This window comes from Duncaniella freteri, assembly GCF_004766125.1.
GTDB lineage: Bacteria > Bacteroidota > Bacteroidia > Bacteroidales > Muribaculaceae > Duncaniella > Duncaniella freteri.
Genome location: NZ_SJSA01000001.1, coordinates 1,492,547 through 1,508,629, shown reverse-complemented (window position 1 = coordinate 1,508,629; position 16,083 = coordinate 1,492,547). Strand labels below are relative to the sequence as shown.

Below are 16,083 nucleotides of genomic sequence, written 5' to 3'. Positions count from 1 at the left end.
ATTGTATCTAACGGATATTTTATGTTATTTCTTGGTCACAGCCACCTTTTCAAGTGTGCGCTTCAACTGACCGTAGAAACGTTCCACGGCAGGGATATGCATACGCTCGGAGGGAGAATGCACATCGCGGAGAGTCGGACCGAACGACACCATATCCAGATGAGGATACTTGGTGAGGAAAAGTCCGCACTCAAGGCCGGCATGGATAGCCTTGATGGCTGGCTTCACACCGTAAAGCTCCTCATAGGCATCGCGGCTCATCTTCATGATAGGCGACTCCATATTGGGCTGCCATCCTGGATAACCCTCTCCATGCTCCACACGTGCACCGGCAAGGAGGAAATGTGCCTCCACCTGAGCCGCGATATCATGCTTGCGCGACTCTACCGAGCTACGCTGGCTTGTCGTTACTACAATTGTATTGTCGGATGTCATCTTTACAGAGGCAAGGTTAGTGGATGTCTCCACAAGACCCTCAAGATCACGGCTCATTGACACAACACCATGAGGCGCGCTATAGAGCGCACGTATAAGGCTGGTAGAAGTCTCCTGGTCAATAGCGAAATCAGGAGCGTCCACGCTCTCCATCGTTATCTTGAGATTAGGTTCCAGTCCGGCATACTCGTTCTCAAGCTCTGCGATATAATTGTTGAGCTGAACTCTTACGCTCTCCTTCTTGGAAGTGTGCACACCTATCACTGCATGCGACGCACGCGGGATGGCATTGCGCAGATTTCCGCCGTCGATCTCCGACACCACTACCTCATGCTGGCCTGAAAGACGGAAAAGGAAACGAGCAAGAAGCTTATTGGCATTAGCGCGTCCGAGATGGATGTCACCGCCTGAGTGACCGCCGTTGAGCCCCTCGACATTTATCCTGAAATAAAGGAAATCATTAGGAGCAAACGAACGCTTGTAGGTAAAGAATGCCTGGGTATCTATACCTCCGGCACAGCCAACGAAAATCTCAGCATCATCCTCCGAGTCAAGGTTAAGAAGTATTGAGCCAGATATCATACCTTCGCCGAGATTGTTGGCTCCGGTCATACCGGTCTCTTCATCGACAGTGAACAGTGCCTCGATAGGACCATGCTCAAACGACTTATCAGTGAGGATAGCGAGCGAAGCTGCCATTCCTATACCGTTATCCGCTCCGAGAGTGGTACCCTTGGTTCTGATCCATTCTCCGTCCACATATGCCGGAATGGGCCGGGTGGTGAAATCAAAACTCTTGTCATTGCTTTCACACACCATATCCATATGCCCCTGCAAAATTACCGTGGGCGCATCTTCATGCCCGGGGTGGCAGGCACACTGAGCACTACATTGCCCACTGCATCGGTCTTTGCAGCTATATCGTGCTCCCTGGCAAAGTCCAGAAGATATGCGCGAATTTTCTCCTCCTTCTTGGAGGGACGCGGAATACGTGTAATCTCGTCAAATATCGAGAACACTGCCTGGGGCTGAAGATCTTTGATTTCCATATTTTGAATTATTATTTAAGGTGGTTTTTGTCTTTTAATTTTAGGTGTTTTTAACTGGTATTTTTAGAATATTTTAGCTCATAAGTGAATCAAGTATAAAAAATACTTAATTGCACCACTAAATTACAAAATAAAATTGAGATAAGCTCTATTATTAGGCTAAAATTGCTACATTTGCAGTGGAAAAACTCTTACAACGATGAATATTCTCCCCACCATAGGCCTTGCAATCGCCATGATAGCGTTAGCTGTAATATTGCTCGGAATAAAGATATTCTTCGTCAAAGGAGGCAGATTCCCTTCGGTGCATGCCCACAACAATGCCGAACTCCGGCGCAGGGGCGTAGGTTGCCACCATGACATGTAACCGCCACGCGCACACACACAACCACACAGAAACATCAAAAGTAATTCTATTACATCATTATCATTCAGATTTACGATATGAAAAAGTTAGCAATGTCAGCTTCCTCGCTGCTCTTAGGCATAATGGCGTTGAGCATGACATCTTGCGGAGGAGACTCTGCCACCGACAAGAGCTCAGCCACACAGGCCCCTACAGCGACTTCGGCCGATGGCGCGACAACCACCTCTTCTATCAACATCCGTTACATCGATGGCGACTCAGTGCTCGCTCACTACCAGCTCGCCAAAGATCTTCAGGAGGCCACCATGCGGGCTGTACAGCGCATTGACAACGCACGCAACTCGAAAGGCACTGAAATACAGAAATTCGCCGCTTCAATACAGCAGAAAGCTCAGTCAAACGGATATCTCACCGAGGCAAGCTACAACGCTGATATGCAGAAGCTCCAGAAAATGCAGCAGGATGCTGAAAACTATCTCGCCAGCCTCAGTCGCAATGCCGACAACGAGCTCGCACAGCAGCAGATCCAGCTCAACGACTCCATAGAGAAATTCATAAAGGAGTACAACGCATCAAAGAAGTATGATGCCATCCTGTACAAGAACGCCGGCGTATACTTCAATCCATCTCTCGACATCACAAATGAAGTGATCGAAGGCTTGAACGCACGCTACACCAAGCCCGAAGAGAAAAAATAACCAACAACGACGACAAATCCATACATTCAAATAATACGCGAAAGGCGCCAGCTGTTATAGCTCGCGCCTTTCTTAATTATTAAACCACTTGGATTGCCTCATTTGGCAAGACCCGCACGAAGCCGACCTTTAGAGTACGACACTCGTTGCTCTGCGACACAGGTCGAAATATTAAGCCTCTGAGCAATCTCTTTCATACTATATCCCGCAAAGTACATCTCTGCCGGCTTACGGTACTCCTCACTGAGCCCTTCCAGCACACAGGTGACCTCACTACAAGCATAGGTCCCTTCAGGCAGGGATTCATCTCCGATACGAGAAAAAGAAAGTTCATGGATATCACACTCCCTTCTTGAAGAGACTGTAACCGAACGCTGACGCGACACTCCTTGAGAGAAATTCTTCTCAAAAATACTTCGCATAATACCAAACGCCCACCCTTTCAGGTTTTCATCATCCACTGAAGCACCTGTACCGGCTGTCAATGCCATAGCAGTAGTCTCCTTCAACAGATCTTTAGCAGCATCACGGCTTGAAGTTAACATAAAAGCATAGTTCAGCAGGTTGGGGTGTAAACGCATTAACTTATTACAGATATCCATAGACGACATATTCTTAATAGTTAGTGTGAGTTGAATTATGTTTTTACAATACAAAGTTACAAATATGTTACGATAACTTCTTTTAAAAATGATAAAATTATCACAACAAAGAATATACAATATACAAAAACTAAACACAAACCACTAACACACAAATAATTAAATCACACCATACAATATTACAATTTTATTACAATAAATCATTCCTGTTTATATAAAATTCTAAATTATTACAAAACATCCACACTCATACAAAGCCCCGCGCCCACATTGGATTAATCCAATGTGGGCGCGGGGCTTTTGTGTCGGCTGCTTTGAGCCTTGTATATGGACAGTCTTATTGCCTTTATGGGATGTTGCGCAGGGTTTTGAGATGCGCAGTGGAGGAGGGTGCTTCTGTGAGGCGCAGGCTGTGAGGCGTGCCTCCTGGCGGACCCTGGTGGGCGCGGTTGGACTGAGGCGCGATGTGGTGCTTCTACCTGTAGTCCTTGAACTGAGCCTGCAGCTTCTTCCGGGCGAAGAATATGCGGCTCTTGACGGTGCCCAGGGGTAGGCCCATGCGCTCGGCTATCTCGTTGTACTTGTAGCCGGCGACGTGCATCGAGAAGGGCACCCTGTACTCATCGGGGAAGGAGTCGATGGCGGCGGTGATCTCCCCTGCCCCGTACGACCCTTCAGGGCTCTCAAGGCCCGAGTCCTGCGAGAGGTTCAGGTGGTAGAGGTCCTCGGTCTGGTCTACGACGGTCTGGGACCGCACGCTGCGGCGGTAGTTGTTGATGAAGATGTTGCGCATGATGGTGAACACCCATCCCTTGAAGTTGGTGTTGTCGACGTACTTGCTTTCGTTGTCGAGGGCCTTCAGGGTCGTGTCCTGCAGGAGGTCGTAGGCATTGTCCCGGTCGGACGTGAGCATGTACGCGAAGTTCAGCAGGTTGCCCTGGAGGCTCATGAGCTTGCTTTCGAATTCCTTGTTTGCCATTATGGTGTCGCCTTTAGTGAATGTGTGAACTATGTCCGGTCTGTGCGGAGGCTGGGCGTGCCATGCCGTTCCGGTGATCCAAAGTTACGGAGTTCCATCCGGTGCTCGCGCATATCAATGACGGTTTTTGGCGCCACGGCGGCCGCATGATGCCGGCAATGCAGGTCCATGCCTGTATGACAGGCAGTTGCACATGTGATGCTTTTGTAACAAAATTGTTACAGGTAACAGTCCGAGGGCTCATCTGACACATATCCGCGCTCCACTGGCGCACTCCCCCTCCAGGACGACAGGGGGACAGTGATAGTGCGTCCCATGACAAAGAGAGGATGGCACCCAGTGGCAATGACAATGTGAGGAGGGATATGGAGTGTGGGCGGGGAAGGGTGCGCACCACCGCCGCCCTTGGGGCACATAAAAGAAGAGCCCCGGGGACTCTGGTCCTCGGGGATCGGGAAGGGGCGGTTATCTACTTTCCCGCTTTCGCAGTATCATCGACGTGGTGAGGTTTAACTGCTCTGTTCGGAATGGGAAGAGGTGGAGCCCTCACGCTATGGCCGCCTTAGTTCGGTAGAAGAAAGGCACGCTGGAAGCTGCGAACCGTGACTCTTGACGGCATCCGTGTGCCGTGATTAGTCCCCGGTAACACTCCGGCAAGCACCACCGGAAGGTGTGTCTGACGGACCCGCGATGATCGCACGCGGGACTCTCTGGCGTCGGACCACTCCCGGAAACGGGTCCTGTTGCCTCCGCTGATGATGCCATCGCGGGGCCACCCGGCCGGTTTAATATTATTTACATGTTTTGAGGGATGTCTCCCTGAGAAAGGGTTTGGGCGATTAGTATCGCTCGGCTGAACGCGTTGCCGCGCTTGCACCTGCGACCTATCGACGTCCTCGTCTCGGACGGCCCTTATGTGGAGATCTTATCTTGAGGGGGGCTTCGTGCTTAGATGCTTTCAGCACTTATCCTGGCCCGACGCGGCTACCCGGCGGTGCACCTGGCGGTACAACCGGCTCACCGGTGGTCGGTCCGACACGGTCCTCTCGTACTAGTGTCGGGGCCTCGCAAATCTCCCGCGCCCACAACAGATAGAGACCGAACTGTCTCACGACGTTCTGAACCCAGCTCGCGTGCCACTTTAATAGGCGAACAGCCTAACCCTTGGGACCTTCTCCAGCCCCGGGATGTGACGAGCCGACATCGAGGTGCCAAACCACTCCGTCGATATGAGCTCTTGGGAGGGATCAGCCTGTTATCCCCGGAGTACCTTTTATCCTTTGAGCGATGGCCCTTCCATGCGGAACCACCGGATCACTATGCTCTAGTTTCCTACCTGTTCGACCTGTATGTCTCTCAGTCAAGCGCGCTTGTGCCATTACACTCCACGGCCGGTTACCAATCGGCCTGAGCGCACCTTTAGAAGCCTCCGTTACTCTTTTGGAGGCGACCACCCCAGTCAAACTACCCACCAAGCAGTGTCCCCGCACCGCGGGTTAGAGACCAAACGTGCGAAGGTCAGTATTTCAACGTCGGCTCCTCGGCGACTGGCGTCGCCGGTTCTCTGCCTCCTGACTATCCTACACATCGCACGCCCGGTCACAGTGCTAAGCTGCAGTAAAGGTTCACGGGGTCTTTTCGTCCCGTTGCGGGTAATCGGCATCTTCACCGATACTACAATTTCACCGAGCTCACGGTTGAGACAGTGTCCGGATCATTACACCATTCGTGCAGGTCGGAACTTACCCGACAAGGAATTTCGCTACCTTAGGACCGTTATAGTTACGGCCGCCGTTTACCGGGGCTTCAATTCAATGCTTCCATTGCTGTGACATCTCCTCTTAACCTTCCGGCACCGGGCAGGTGTCAGGCTGTATTCTTCATCTTTCAATTTCGCACAGCCCTGTGTTTTTGTTAAACAGTTGCCTGGACCTATTCTCTGCGCCCCTCCCGGAGGAGGGGACCCCTTATCCCGAAGTTACGGGGTCAGTTTGCCTAGTTCCTTAACCGTGAATCTCTCGAGCGCCTTGGTATGTTCTACCCGACCACCTGTGTCGGTTTAGGGTACGGGTCGGCATGGGATATGCTTAGCGGATTTTCTCGGGAGCATGGTTACCTCCGCTGTCGGCTCGCCCGGGGGCTCGCCGTACTGTCCCGCTTCGGCACTCCGCCCGGATTTGCCTGGGCGGCGTATACCTTTGCGGTTCAACGCGCTATTCCGTCAGCGCGCGGGAGTGTCACTTCTCCGTCTCCACATCGCTCTCATACCGAGTAACGGAATGTTGACCGTTTCTTCCATCGGCTACGCCTTGCGGCTGCGCCTTAGGTCCCGACTGACTCTGATCCGATTAGCGTTGATCAGAAACCCTTGGTCTTACGGCGGGGGAGTTTCTCGCTCCCCTTGTCGTTACTTATACCTACATTTGCTTTTCCGGGGCCTCCAGCCAGGCTCGCGCCCAACCTTCCGCGGCTACCGGAATGCTCCCCTACCACCCGCCGAATCTTCGGCAGGTCCACGCCTTCGGCACCGGGCTTATGCCCGATTATTATCCATGCGGGACCACTCGACTAGTGAGCTGTTACGCACTCTTTAAATGAATGGCTGCTTCCAAGCCAACATCCTAGCTGTCCTTGCGGTCCCACCTCGTTATTGTCTTCAACTTAGCCCGGATTTCGGGGCCTTAGACGGTGGTCTGAGTTGTTCCTCTCTCGGACGCGGACCTTAGCACCCGCGCCCTCACTCCCGGGGACCGTGCCGTGGCATTCGGAGTTTGTCAGGACTTGATAGGCGGTGAAGCCCTCGCATCCTATCAGTCGCTCTACCTCCACGGTACTGAGCCCGAGGCTGCACCTAAATGCATTTCGGGGAGTACGAGCTATCTCCAAGTTTGATTGGCCTTTCACTCCTACCCTCAGGTCATCCGAAAGCTTTTCAACGCTTACCGGTTCGGACCTCCAGTGAGTGTTACCTCACCTTCATCCTGCCCAAGGGTAGATCACTTGGTTTCGCGTCTGCCGACGGTGACTGTGCACGCCCTCTTCGGACTCGCTTTCGCTCCGGCTCCGGGGCTGAGCCCCTTAGCCTCGCCGCCGCCGGCAACTCGTAGGTTCATTATGCAAAAGGCACGCCGTCACCCCACGAAAGGGCTCCGACCGCTTGTAGGCACATGATTTCAGGGTCTGTTTCACTCCTCTGTTCGAGGTTCTTTTCACCTTTCCCTCACGGTACTGGTTCGCTATCGGTCTCTCGGTAGTATTTAGCCTTGCGGGATGGTCCCCGCGGATTCGGCCAGGATTCCTCGTGTCCCGGCTTACTCAGGTGCCGCCTCTGTCATCACGCGCGTTTCGCCTACGGGGCTGTCACCCGCTGCGGCCCCACTTTCCAGTGGGTTCGGCTACGCTTGTCATGTCCATTCGTTGGCGGTCCTACAACCCCGGACGGTGCCTCGACACCGCCGGTTTGGGCTCCTGCGCGTTCGCTCGCCACTACTTGCGCAATCATTGGGTTATTTTCTTTTCCTCCGGGTACTGAGATGTTTCAGTTCCCCGGGTTCGCTCCATCCTTTAAGGATGGTGACGCGGTCGCCCGCGCCGGGTTGCCCCATTCGGACATCCGCGGATCACAGGATATTTGCTCCTTCCCGCGGCTTTTCGCAGCTTGTCACGTCCTTCATCGCCTCCGAGAGCCTAGGCATCCTTCATGTGCCCTTCTCTCCTTTCTTTATGACCTGTAAGTAATCCAATCGGTTTTTCCAGTAGAACACCCTCTCCTGCATCTCTTTTCAGTCAGCAGGGTTGCAGTGTTGCTTGCTCTTTGATTTGTGTTACTCGTTTTTCGATTCGCTTCGCATCAATCTTAATTGATGCGCGCTTCCAGTATGTCAATGTCCTCTCTTCTGAGTAGTCCCTGGCAGAGTTGAACTGCCGACCTCTACATTATCAGTGTAGCGCTCTAACCAACTGAGCTAAGGGACTGTCCTGATCCCTTATGGCAAGGACTCGGGTGAATCCGCCTGCGGGCGGGGATCGTATGAGGTTGCAACGTGGCGTAGAAGTGTGTGTCGAGGCGTGTTCTCCCTGTCGTATTGTCCATGTCCCGAAGTCCGAGATAGGTCCCGGCGGGCAGCCACGCCGCTTATGCGGCGGACCGTGAGAGCGGACGTCTCGTCTCGCTCCAGAAAGGAGGTGTTCCAGCCGCACCTTCCGGTACGGCTACCTTGTTACGACTTAGCCCCAGTCACCGGTTTTACCTTAGGGCGCTCCTTGCGGTTGCACACTTCAGGCACCCCCGGCTTCCATGGCTTGACGGGCGGTGTGTACAAGGCCCGGGAACGTATTCACCGCGCCATGGCTGATGCGCGATTACTAGCGAATCCAGCTTCACGGAGTCGGGTTGCAGACTCCGATCCGAACTGAGACAGGTTTTCGGGTTCCGCTCGGCGTCGCCGCCTGGCCTCCCGCTGTACCTGCCATTGTAACACGTGTGTCGCCCCGGACGTAAGGGCCGTGCTGATTTGACGTCATCCCCGCCTTCCTCGCAGCTTGCGCCGGCAGTCTCTCCAGAGTGCCCAGCATAACCTGATGGCAACTGAAGATGGGGGTTGCGCTCGTTATGGCACTTAAGCCGACACCTCACGGCACGAGCTGACGACAACCATGCAGCACCTCGACACAGGTCCCGAAGGACTGTCCGCTTTCACGGACATCCCTGCGTCGTTTGAGCCCGGGTAAGGTTCCTCGCGTATCATCGAATTAAACCACATGTTCCTCCGCTTGTGCGGGCCCCCGTCAATTCCTTTGAGTTTCACCGTTGCCGGCGTACTCCCCAGGTGGAATGCTTAACGCTTTCGCTGTGCCACCCAGCCGTCATTCCGGCCGGACAGATAGCATTCATCGTTTACTGCGTGGACTACCAGGGTATCTAATCCTGTTCGATACCCACGCTTTCGTGCATGAGCGTCAGTTGCGCGCCGGTAGGCTGCCTTCGCGATCGGAGTTCTGCGTGATATCTATGCATTTCACCGCTACACCACGCATTCCGCCTACCCTTCGCGCACTCAAGGGACACAGTTTCAACGGCGGAGCGGGGTTGAGCCCCGCGATTTTACCGCTGACTTGTGCCTCCGCCTGCGCACCCTTTAAACCCAATAAATCCGGATAACGCTCGCATCCTCCGTATTACCGCGGCTGCTGGCACGGAGTTAGCCGATGCTTTTTCTTCAGGTACTCTCACAGCAGGTCACGACCTGCCCCTTGCTCCCTGACAAAAGAGGTTTACAACCCGTAGGGCCGTCTTCCCTCACGCGACTTGGCTGGTTCAGCCTTACGGCCATTGACCAATATTCCTCACTGCTGCCTCCCGTAGGAGTCTGGTCCGTGTCTCAGTACCAGTGTGGGGGACCTTCCTCTCAGAACCCCTACGCATCGTCGCCTCGGTGGGCCGTTACCCCGCCGACTAGCTAATGCGCCGCATGGCCATCCGCAGCCGATGAATCTTTAACCGCCGAGGGATGCCCCTCTGCGGTGTTACGCGGTATTAGACGGAATTTCTTCCGCTTATCCCCCTGCTGCGGGCAGGTTCCATACGTGTTACTCACCCGTGCGCCGGTCGCCGGCGGGAGCATTGCTGCTCCCCCGCTGCCCCTCGACTTGCATGTGTTAAGCCTGTCGCTAGCGTTCATCCTGAGCCAGGATCAAACTCTCCGCTGTTTTCTATTGTCTTATTTTCTTCTTTTCAGTTGAAATCAAGCAACAGAAACTGTTTGTTGTTGTTTGTTGCTTTCGCGGAGAGACGAACCTCTCACCGCACCCGTCCGGAGGACGGTGCGTGTCGCCCAGCGGACATGTCTGCCCTTAACGCCGGTCTATTTCGTTTCTTCTTGTATGGGATGGAAATTGACAGGAGAATCATATCGCCGCCGCTAGGCAGCGACCGTCTCTTGTACTACTTCTATCGTTGCAATTCTTTCAATGTTCTCGCGCTTGACCAGGGGCGTTCCCCGGAAAAGCGATGCAAAGGTACAGCCTTTTCTCATCCCATCCAAATTTTTATACCCCTTTTAACAGTTATTTAACATATCAGGGCGAACTTTATTCCCAAATCGGTGTTACAGGACTGTTTTTAGCCCAAAAACCCAATCAAAAAAACATATATCCAAGCTGAAAAAAATATCATCTTTTCCAATGAGACCCCCACAACAATCTCCGGCATCACACCTCTCCACGAAGAACAAACACCAAACCACCATAACAGCGGAAACACATTATTATTTGCAGATATTAGGGATTCTTTCTAACTTTGAGGAATGAAAACGTGCTAATATTTGTAATCTATGAGACGTATCATCACCTTATTATATATAGCTGTCGTATCAGCAGCCCTTACCGGAAACACCTACGCATCATTTCCAGGCGAAGTGAGATGGCACAACGAGACCGCCGACACCACCAAAATCAACCGCATCCTCATAGATGCCTCAAACCTTGCCGACAAGACCCCAAACGAATTGATGGCATATATCGGAATGCGATTTGAAGGCACACCATATGTGGCAGGCACTCTTGAGGGCGATCCGGAAATGCTCACCGTCAATCTCGATGAGATGGACTGCACAACTTTCGTGGAAACAGTATCGGCAATGGCGCTCACAATCAAGGAACGGAGAAACTCCTGGCAGGATTTCCTATACAATCTGGAGCAACTGCGCTACCGACAGGGACGGATCAACGGATACGCATCCAGGCTTCATTATATAAGCGACTGGATCGTTGACAACACCCACCGCGGAAATCTACGCGACATCACCGACCGCCTGCCCGGAGCAAAATATCAGATAAAGACCATCGACTACATGTCACGTCACCGCGACTCCTACCCTGCAATGAAGGACGACGCCACATTTGAAGGGATCAAGAACTCCGAAGTCGGATACCGCTCACACCGATACCCCTATATACGCCGGTCTGCATTAATGACAAAAAAAGCCCCCTTCTGGATAAAGGAAGGGGACATAATAGCTTTCACAACCAAAATCGAAGGTCTCGACGTGACACACATTGGCATAGTGATGTTAAAAGACGGCGTTCCGCATCTGCTTCACGCATCCTCCAAACTGGGGAAAGTGGTGCTCGATCCGACACCGCTAAGCGAGTACCTGAGCAAAAACAACAGTATAACCGGAGCCCGCTTCATACGTATAGGCGAACAGCGTTAAACCGCCAAGCTCCCTATTCCATGCCGTATTCCTTTATCTTACGGTAAAGGGTGCGCTCAGAAATGTTAAGTTCCGCCGCCGTCGCCTTGCGCCGACCGCCGTTTCTTTCGAGCGCGCGGCGTATTGTCTCACGCTCGGTCTCCTCAAGCGTCGTAGGTGACGCGGACACATCGACATCCCGCACACGCTCCTGCGCAGGCACCCTGAGAGGAGAGCAGAACGGCTCAAACTTCACAATGGAGGAGGACTGCACCGGCGCAGATGCGGCATCGCGGGTCTCCACAGTATCTACAAAAGGAGTGTGAGCCGACGACGTATGGTCAAGCCTCTCTCTCAACGAATCGATCTGCTGCTGGAGCCTTACTATCATGCCCAACAGCATCTCCCGCTCCAACGCATAATCATGAGGATTATCACCGGCTCCCACGTGAACAGGAGCAAGCCCTGCTCCGCCGTTGCCCGGAAGATAGGTCCGCAACATAGCAGAGTCTATATTATCACCGGCATGAAAAAGAGCCATCTGCTCCACCACATTCTTAAGCTGGCGCACATTGCCCGGCCAACGATATGCCATGAGCAGCTGTCGGGCAGTGTCGTCAAACGTGATGCGCGGCATAGTGTAACGCTCTGCGAAATCAGCAGCAAATTTCCGTGCCAGCAATGGGATATCGGCACCCCTGTCACGCAACGGAGGGATCGATATCGACACTGTGGAAAGCCTGTAATAGAGGTCTTCCCTGAAACGTCCCTCCGACACAGCTCTCACCATATCCACATTAGTGGCTGCGACTATGCGCACATTCGCCCTCTGCACCGTGGACGATCCCACCTTAATAAACTCGCCGCTCTCAAGCACGCGAAGAAGCCGAGCCTGGGTGGTCAATGGCAGCTCCGCCACCTCGTCAAGAAAAATAGTACCGCCGTCAGCCTCCTCGAAATAGCCCTTGCGGGTGGAGACTGCGCCGGTGAAGGCACCTTTCTCATGCCCGAAAAGCTCCGAATCGATAGTACCTTCGGGTATCGCACCGCAGTTGACGGCTATATATCTGGCATGCTTCCGCGACGAAAATCCGTGGATTATTTTCGGGAAAAACTCTTTTCCGCTTCCGCTCTCACCTGTGACAAGCACCGACAGATCAATAGGAGCCACCTGGACTGCACGAGCCACAGACTCCATCAGCGCAGGAGAATTCCCTATTATGCCAAAACGCTGCTTGGCCTGAACCACCTGAGGGGGATAATCAAGATGCTCCAGCTCCATCATTTCAGTTTTTTCAGCTCATAAGTCCTGGCTTTTAGCCACTCCCCAAGTTCAGACACCGAACCGGAATGAGCCTTGATCTCCTCCGGAGTTATAATGTCACCGACCGAGATATGCAGAGTGTCACCCTTGCGGCGGAACACCTCTGCGGGAAGCCGCAACGTACGCAACTGCCAGCTTATCACCCCGAGCGCACGGAACCACCAGCTGTTCAGCCCATGAAAGAAAATCGGAATAACCGGCACTCCGAGCTGCTGGATAAGGCGTATCACCACCGGCTGCCACTCTCGGTCCTCGAAACGGAGGTGCCTGTTATAGTTGCCTACTGCACCGGCGGGGAAGAAGCCGATAGGATGCCCTTTGCGCACCTGCATCATTGCCTCCTTTATGCCGCGCATCGACACCGCCTTCTTGGCGGGGTCATCGCTTGCAGCCTGATCGACGGCCATGAAATTAGGGCGCATCGCCGTGATATGGTTTAGTATCATATTGACCATAACCTTGTATTCCGGACGGCGGCTACCGACGATATCTATAAGCGTGATACCGTCCAAAGCCCCGAAAGGATGATTGCTCACAGTTATGAACGGCCCCTCGGGCAGATTGTCGAGGAGCTGCTCATTGTCGATCCTAAGCTTTATGTCAAGATCGTTAAGCAGGCCGCGACAGAACCGCGGACCCGGAGTGTCAAAATTATGATCATGAATCCAATTGACCTTATCAATGTCAAGCATCTTCATTACGCGCTCCACGAGCCAGCGTTTGCCCTTGAAAAAAGGCGCCATCTTTACTATGTCGTCGTAATCGAGCACAGTGCGCTTCACTGGGGCGTCCTGCCCGGAAACATTAGGATTTTCCATAGCTTCAAAATTTTATACAAAGGTAATAAAAAACCACCTACCTTGCTCCCTGCTCAATAAAAAAAGAGGCTCAAACCGGCTCAAACACCCTGCAACGAAGCCCCGTTTCAATAAATTAACACATAAAATATGGCACAAACCGACAAAAAATGTGAAAAAATTTCTAACTTTGCCCCCTGCTAAACGCGCAGAGTGGTAAAGCCAAACCGCGTCGCGCTACCATATTGTCACAGGAATCAACGATGAATTTACTCCAAGAGAAACTCAGCAAGTACACCGCCCCACAGGAAGCTCAAGCCGCAGGTGTGTACCCATACTTCAGGGCCATATCGAGCGAACAGGACCCTGAGGTGATAATGAATGGAAAAAAAGTGCTGATGTTCGGCTCAAACTGCTACACCGGACTCGTCAACGACCCCCGCATAAAGGAAGCAGCCATAGCCGCCACACGCAAATACGGCACCGGATGCGCAGGATCGCCATTCCTTAACGGCACACTCGACATCCATAAGGAACTTGAAGCCAAGCTCGCCGAATACACCGGCAAGGAGGACGTAATGGTCTATTCTACCGGATTTGAAGTGAACCTCGGCGTGGTGTCAACACTCACCGGCCGCGAGGACTACATACTTTGGGATGAACAAGATCACGCATCGATAATTGAAGGACACAGACTGTCATTCAGCCAAAAGCTCAAATACAGGCACAACGACATGGAGTCGCTTGAGAAACAGCTCAAGAAATGCGACCCAGACAAAGTGAAGCTAATTGTCAGCGACAGCGTGTTCTCCATGGAGGGCGATGTAGCCAATGTCAAAGAAATTGTGCGCCTCGCAAAGCAGTATAATGCAAGCGTGATGATTGACGAGGCACACGGCATCGGAGTGTTCGGCCCCGGCGGTCGCGGCGTGTGCCATGAGCAAGGTGTCGCCGACGACGTTGACCTCATAATGGGAACATTCTCCAAATCGTTCGCATCACTCGGAGGCTTCATTGCGACCAACAAGGAAATAACCAACTTCCTGCGCCACCACTCCCGCTCTTACATCTTCACAGCCAGCATCACACCTGCATCCACCGCAGCAGCCCTAAAGGCTCTCGAAATCATGCAGGCAGAGCCCGAGCGTCAGGAGAACCTGTGGAAGCTAACCAACCATGCTCTCGACGGATTCCGCCAGGCAGGATTTGAGATCGGCAACACATCAACCCCCATCATCCCGCTTTTCATACGTGATGACTTCAAGACATTTGCCATCACACGCGACCTACTCGACGAGGGCATCTTCGTGAACCCGGTAGTATCACCCGCCGTGGCCCCCACCGACACACTCATCCGCTTCAGCCTCATGGCAACCCACTCCGTGGAGCAAGTGGACCGCGCTCTTGAGACCATAACACGCACATTCAAGAAACATGGAGTGCTGAAATAACAGCAACCATCACAATAGACAGAAAAAGCCATCGGGCAGCCGCGAAAATCCGCATCTGCCCGATGGCTTTTTATGTCTGAACACGTCCGCCTACTACGACATCCGCGCAGCCTCCTCACTGTCACGCTCAAGCTGCTCCTGGAGCTTAAGATCACGCTTGAACTTCAATTCATCGAAGCCCTGACCATACACACCATTGACATTCGCCTGTGAAATGAACGCCGTAGGATCAATGCTCTTCACTATACGGAATATGGTCACCGACTCTATCTTGCGGCACACGATGAGAAGGATCTTCACAGAATGCTTCGTGTACCATCCCATGCCGTCCATAACCGTCACACCTCTGCGCGCGTGAAGATTCACAGCAGTGGCTATACGCTCCCAGTTAGGCGAGATGATAAGAAACTGCACCGCCTGACGGTTGGTGTTGATCACAAGGTCCACCATATAAGAGGTGATGATAAGAACCACAAAGCCATACAGCACCTTGGCGATTTCATGTGTGAGAAGAAAGGACGACGATATTATCGCAAAGTCAACAAAAAGCATTGTCCTGCCTATGGTCACATTGGTGCGCTTAGCAACAATCGCCGCCACAATATCCGTCCCGCCGGTGCTGCCGTTATGCACGAACACAAGCCCAAGCGCAATCCCGGTGAATATACCTCCGATACAGACATTCATGAACGGCTGTCCCGGCACAAGCGGACCATCAAACAACGGTGGCATAATCGTGACCACAAGCGAAATCACTGTCGCCCCGAAGATGGTCTTCACCACAAACTGCTTCCCCACCACAAAATAAGCGATACCGAGAAGGACAAGGTTTATGGCATATTGCGTCAGACCGATCATATAAGTCTTACCGGTGAGAAGATAAGCGATGGTTCCGACTCCGGTCACGCCTCCGATCACCACCTTCTCCGGAAGGATGAAAGCAGAAAAGCCGAAACCGAAAATAAAGATCGCCACAACTATCATTACATAGTCGCGAGCCGACATCCACAGTTTTTTTCCTGAAAGGACCATAATGAGAATTATTAAATTTGGCACAAAAGTATGTAAAAATTCCACATCCGCAAAAAAAATCTTAATCATCATCCCCACAACACAACGGACGGATTATCACGCATTTGGTTTATAATTCAAACCAAGTCCACGATCGAAATGTCAAAAAAGGTGATA

The 16,083-nt window shown here is 52.5% G+C and carries 9 protein-coding genes, 1 tRNA gene, 3 rRNA genes and 1 pseudogene; 4 read left to right on the top strand and 10 right to left on the bottom strand.

The window, feature by feature from the left end:
• Nucleotides 1-24: 24 nt before the first annotated feature.
• Nucleotides 25-1,484, bottom strand: a pseudogene (locus tag EZ315_RS06435) (aminoacyl-histidine dipeptidase).
• Nucleotides 1,485-1,683: 199 nt separating this feature from the next.
• Between EZ315_RS06435 and EZ315_RS16335 the strand changes: the two are divergent.
• Both EZ315_RS16335 and EZ315_RS06430 read left to right on the top strand, forming a co-directional pair.
• The gene (locus EZ315_RS16335) at nt 1,684-1,851 is read left to right on the top strand and encodes a hypothetical protein (RefSeq protein WP_160658792.1); all 168 of its coding nucleotides are present in this window, start codon (nt 1,684-1,686) and stop codon (nt 1,849-1,851) included.
• A gap of 77 nt (nt 1,852-1,928) precedes the next feature.
• Nucleotides 1,929-2,549, top strand: coding sequence for an OmpH/Skp family outer membrane protein (locus tag EZ315_RS06430; protein ID WP_135471351.1), 621 nt, complete (start codon nt 1,929-1,931; stop codon nt 2,547-2,549).
• A gap of 98 nt (nt 2,550-2,647) precedes the next feature.
• Here the strand turns inward: EZ315_RS06430 and EZ315_RS06425 are convergent, their stop codons facing one another.
• The 6 genes from EZ315_RS06425 to EZ315_RS06400 form a co-directional block, all read right to left on the bottom strand.
• Nucleotides 2,648-3,094, bottom strand: a complete 447-nt coding sequence (locus tag EZ315_RS06425) for an RNA polymerase sigma factor (protein ID WP_170957484.1) — start codon at nt 3,092-3,094, stop codon at nt 2,648-2,650.
• 532 nt (nt 3,095-3,626) lie between these two features.
• The gene (locus EZ315_RS06420) at nt 3,627-4,133 is read right to left on the bottom strand and encodes an RNA polymerase sigma factor (RefSeq protein WP_394347030.1); all 507 of its coding nucleotides are present in this window, start codon (nt 4,131-4,133) and stop codon (nt 3,627-3,629) included.
• Between the two features lie 453 nt (nt 4,134-4,586).
• Nucleotides 4,587-4,695: ribosomal RNA gene (rrf, locus tag EZ315_RS06415) — 5S ribosomal RNA — on the bottom strand.
• Between the two features lie 254 nt (nt 4,696-4,949).
• Nucleotides 4,950-7,852 (bottom strand): 23S ribosomal RNA (locus tag EZ315_RS06410).
• Between the two features lie 179 nt (nt 7,853-8,031).
• A tRNA-Ile gene (locus EZ315_RS06405) sits at nt 8,032-8,105 on the bottom strand.
• A 203-nt stretch (nt 8,106-8,308) separates the two neighbouring features.
• A 16S ribosomal RNA gene (locus EZ315_RS06400) occupies nt 8,309-9,839 on the bottom strand.
• The 16S, 23S and 5S rRNA genes sit together here with 1 tRNA gene alongside, the layout of an rRNA operon.
• Nucleotides 9,840-10,462: 623 nt before the next feature.
• Here EZ315_RS06400 and EZ315_RS06395 point away from each other — a divergent pair.
• Complete coding sequence (locus EZ315_RS06395) at nt 10,463-11,344, top strand: N-acetylmuramoyl-L-alanine amidase-like domain-containing protein (RefSeq protein WP_135471348.1); 882 nt, start codon at nt 10,463-10,465, stop codon at nt 11,342-11,344.
• Nucleotides 11,345-11,357: 13 nt separating this feature from the next.
• On the opposite strand, the gene EZ315_RS06390 is transcribed toward EZ315_RS06395, so the two are convergent.
• Nucleotides 11,358-12,608, bottom strand: a complete 1,251-nt coding sequence (locus EZ315_RS06390) for a sigma-54 interaction domain-containing protein (RefSeq protein ID WP_242452524.1) — start codon at nt 12,606-12,608, stop codon at nt 11,358-11,360.
• Entirely contained in the window at nt 12,605-13,465 is an 861-nt protein-coding gene (locus EZ315_RS06385) for a lysophospholipid acyltransferase family protein (RefSeq protein WP_135471347.1), read from the bottom strand. The genes EZ315_RS06390 and EZ315_RS06385 overlap by 4 nt, the downstream gene beginning before the upstream one ends.
• Nucleotides 13,466-13,707: 242 nt before the next feature.
• On the opposite strand from EZ315_RS06385, the gene EZ315_RS06380 reads away from it, so the two are divergent.
• Nucleotides 13,708-14,895, top strand: coding sequence for an aminotransferase class I/II-fold pyridoxal phosphate-dependent enzyme (locus EZ315_RS06380; RefSeq protein ID WP_135471346.1), 1,188 nt, complete (start codon nt 13,708-13,710; stop codon nt 14,893-14,895).
• A 93-nt stretch (nt 14,896-14,988) separates the two neighbouring features.
• On the opposite strand, the gene EZ315_RS06375 is transcribed toward EZ315_RS06380, so the two are convergent.
• Nucleotides 14,989-15,927, bottom strand: coding sequence for a YitT family protein (locus EZ315_RS06375; RefSeq protein ID WP_170957483.1), 939 nt, complete (start codon nt 15,925-15,927; stop codon nt 14,989-14,991).
• Nucleotides 15,928-16,083: the final 156 nt, after the last annotated feature.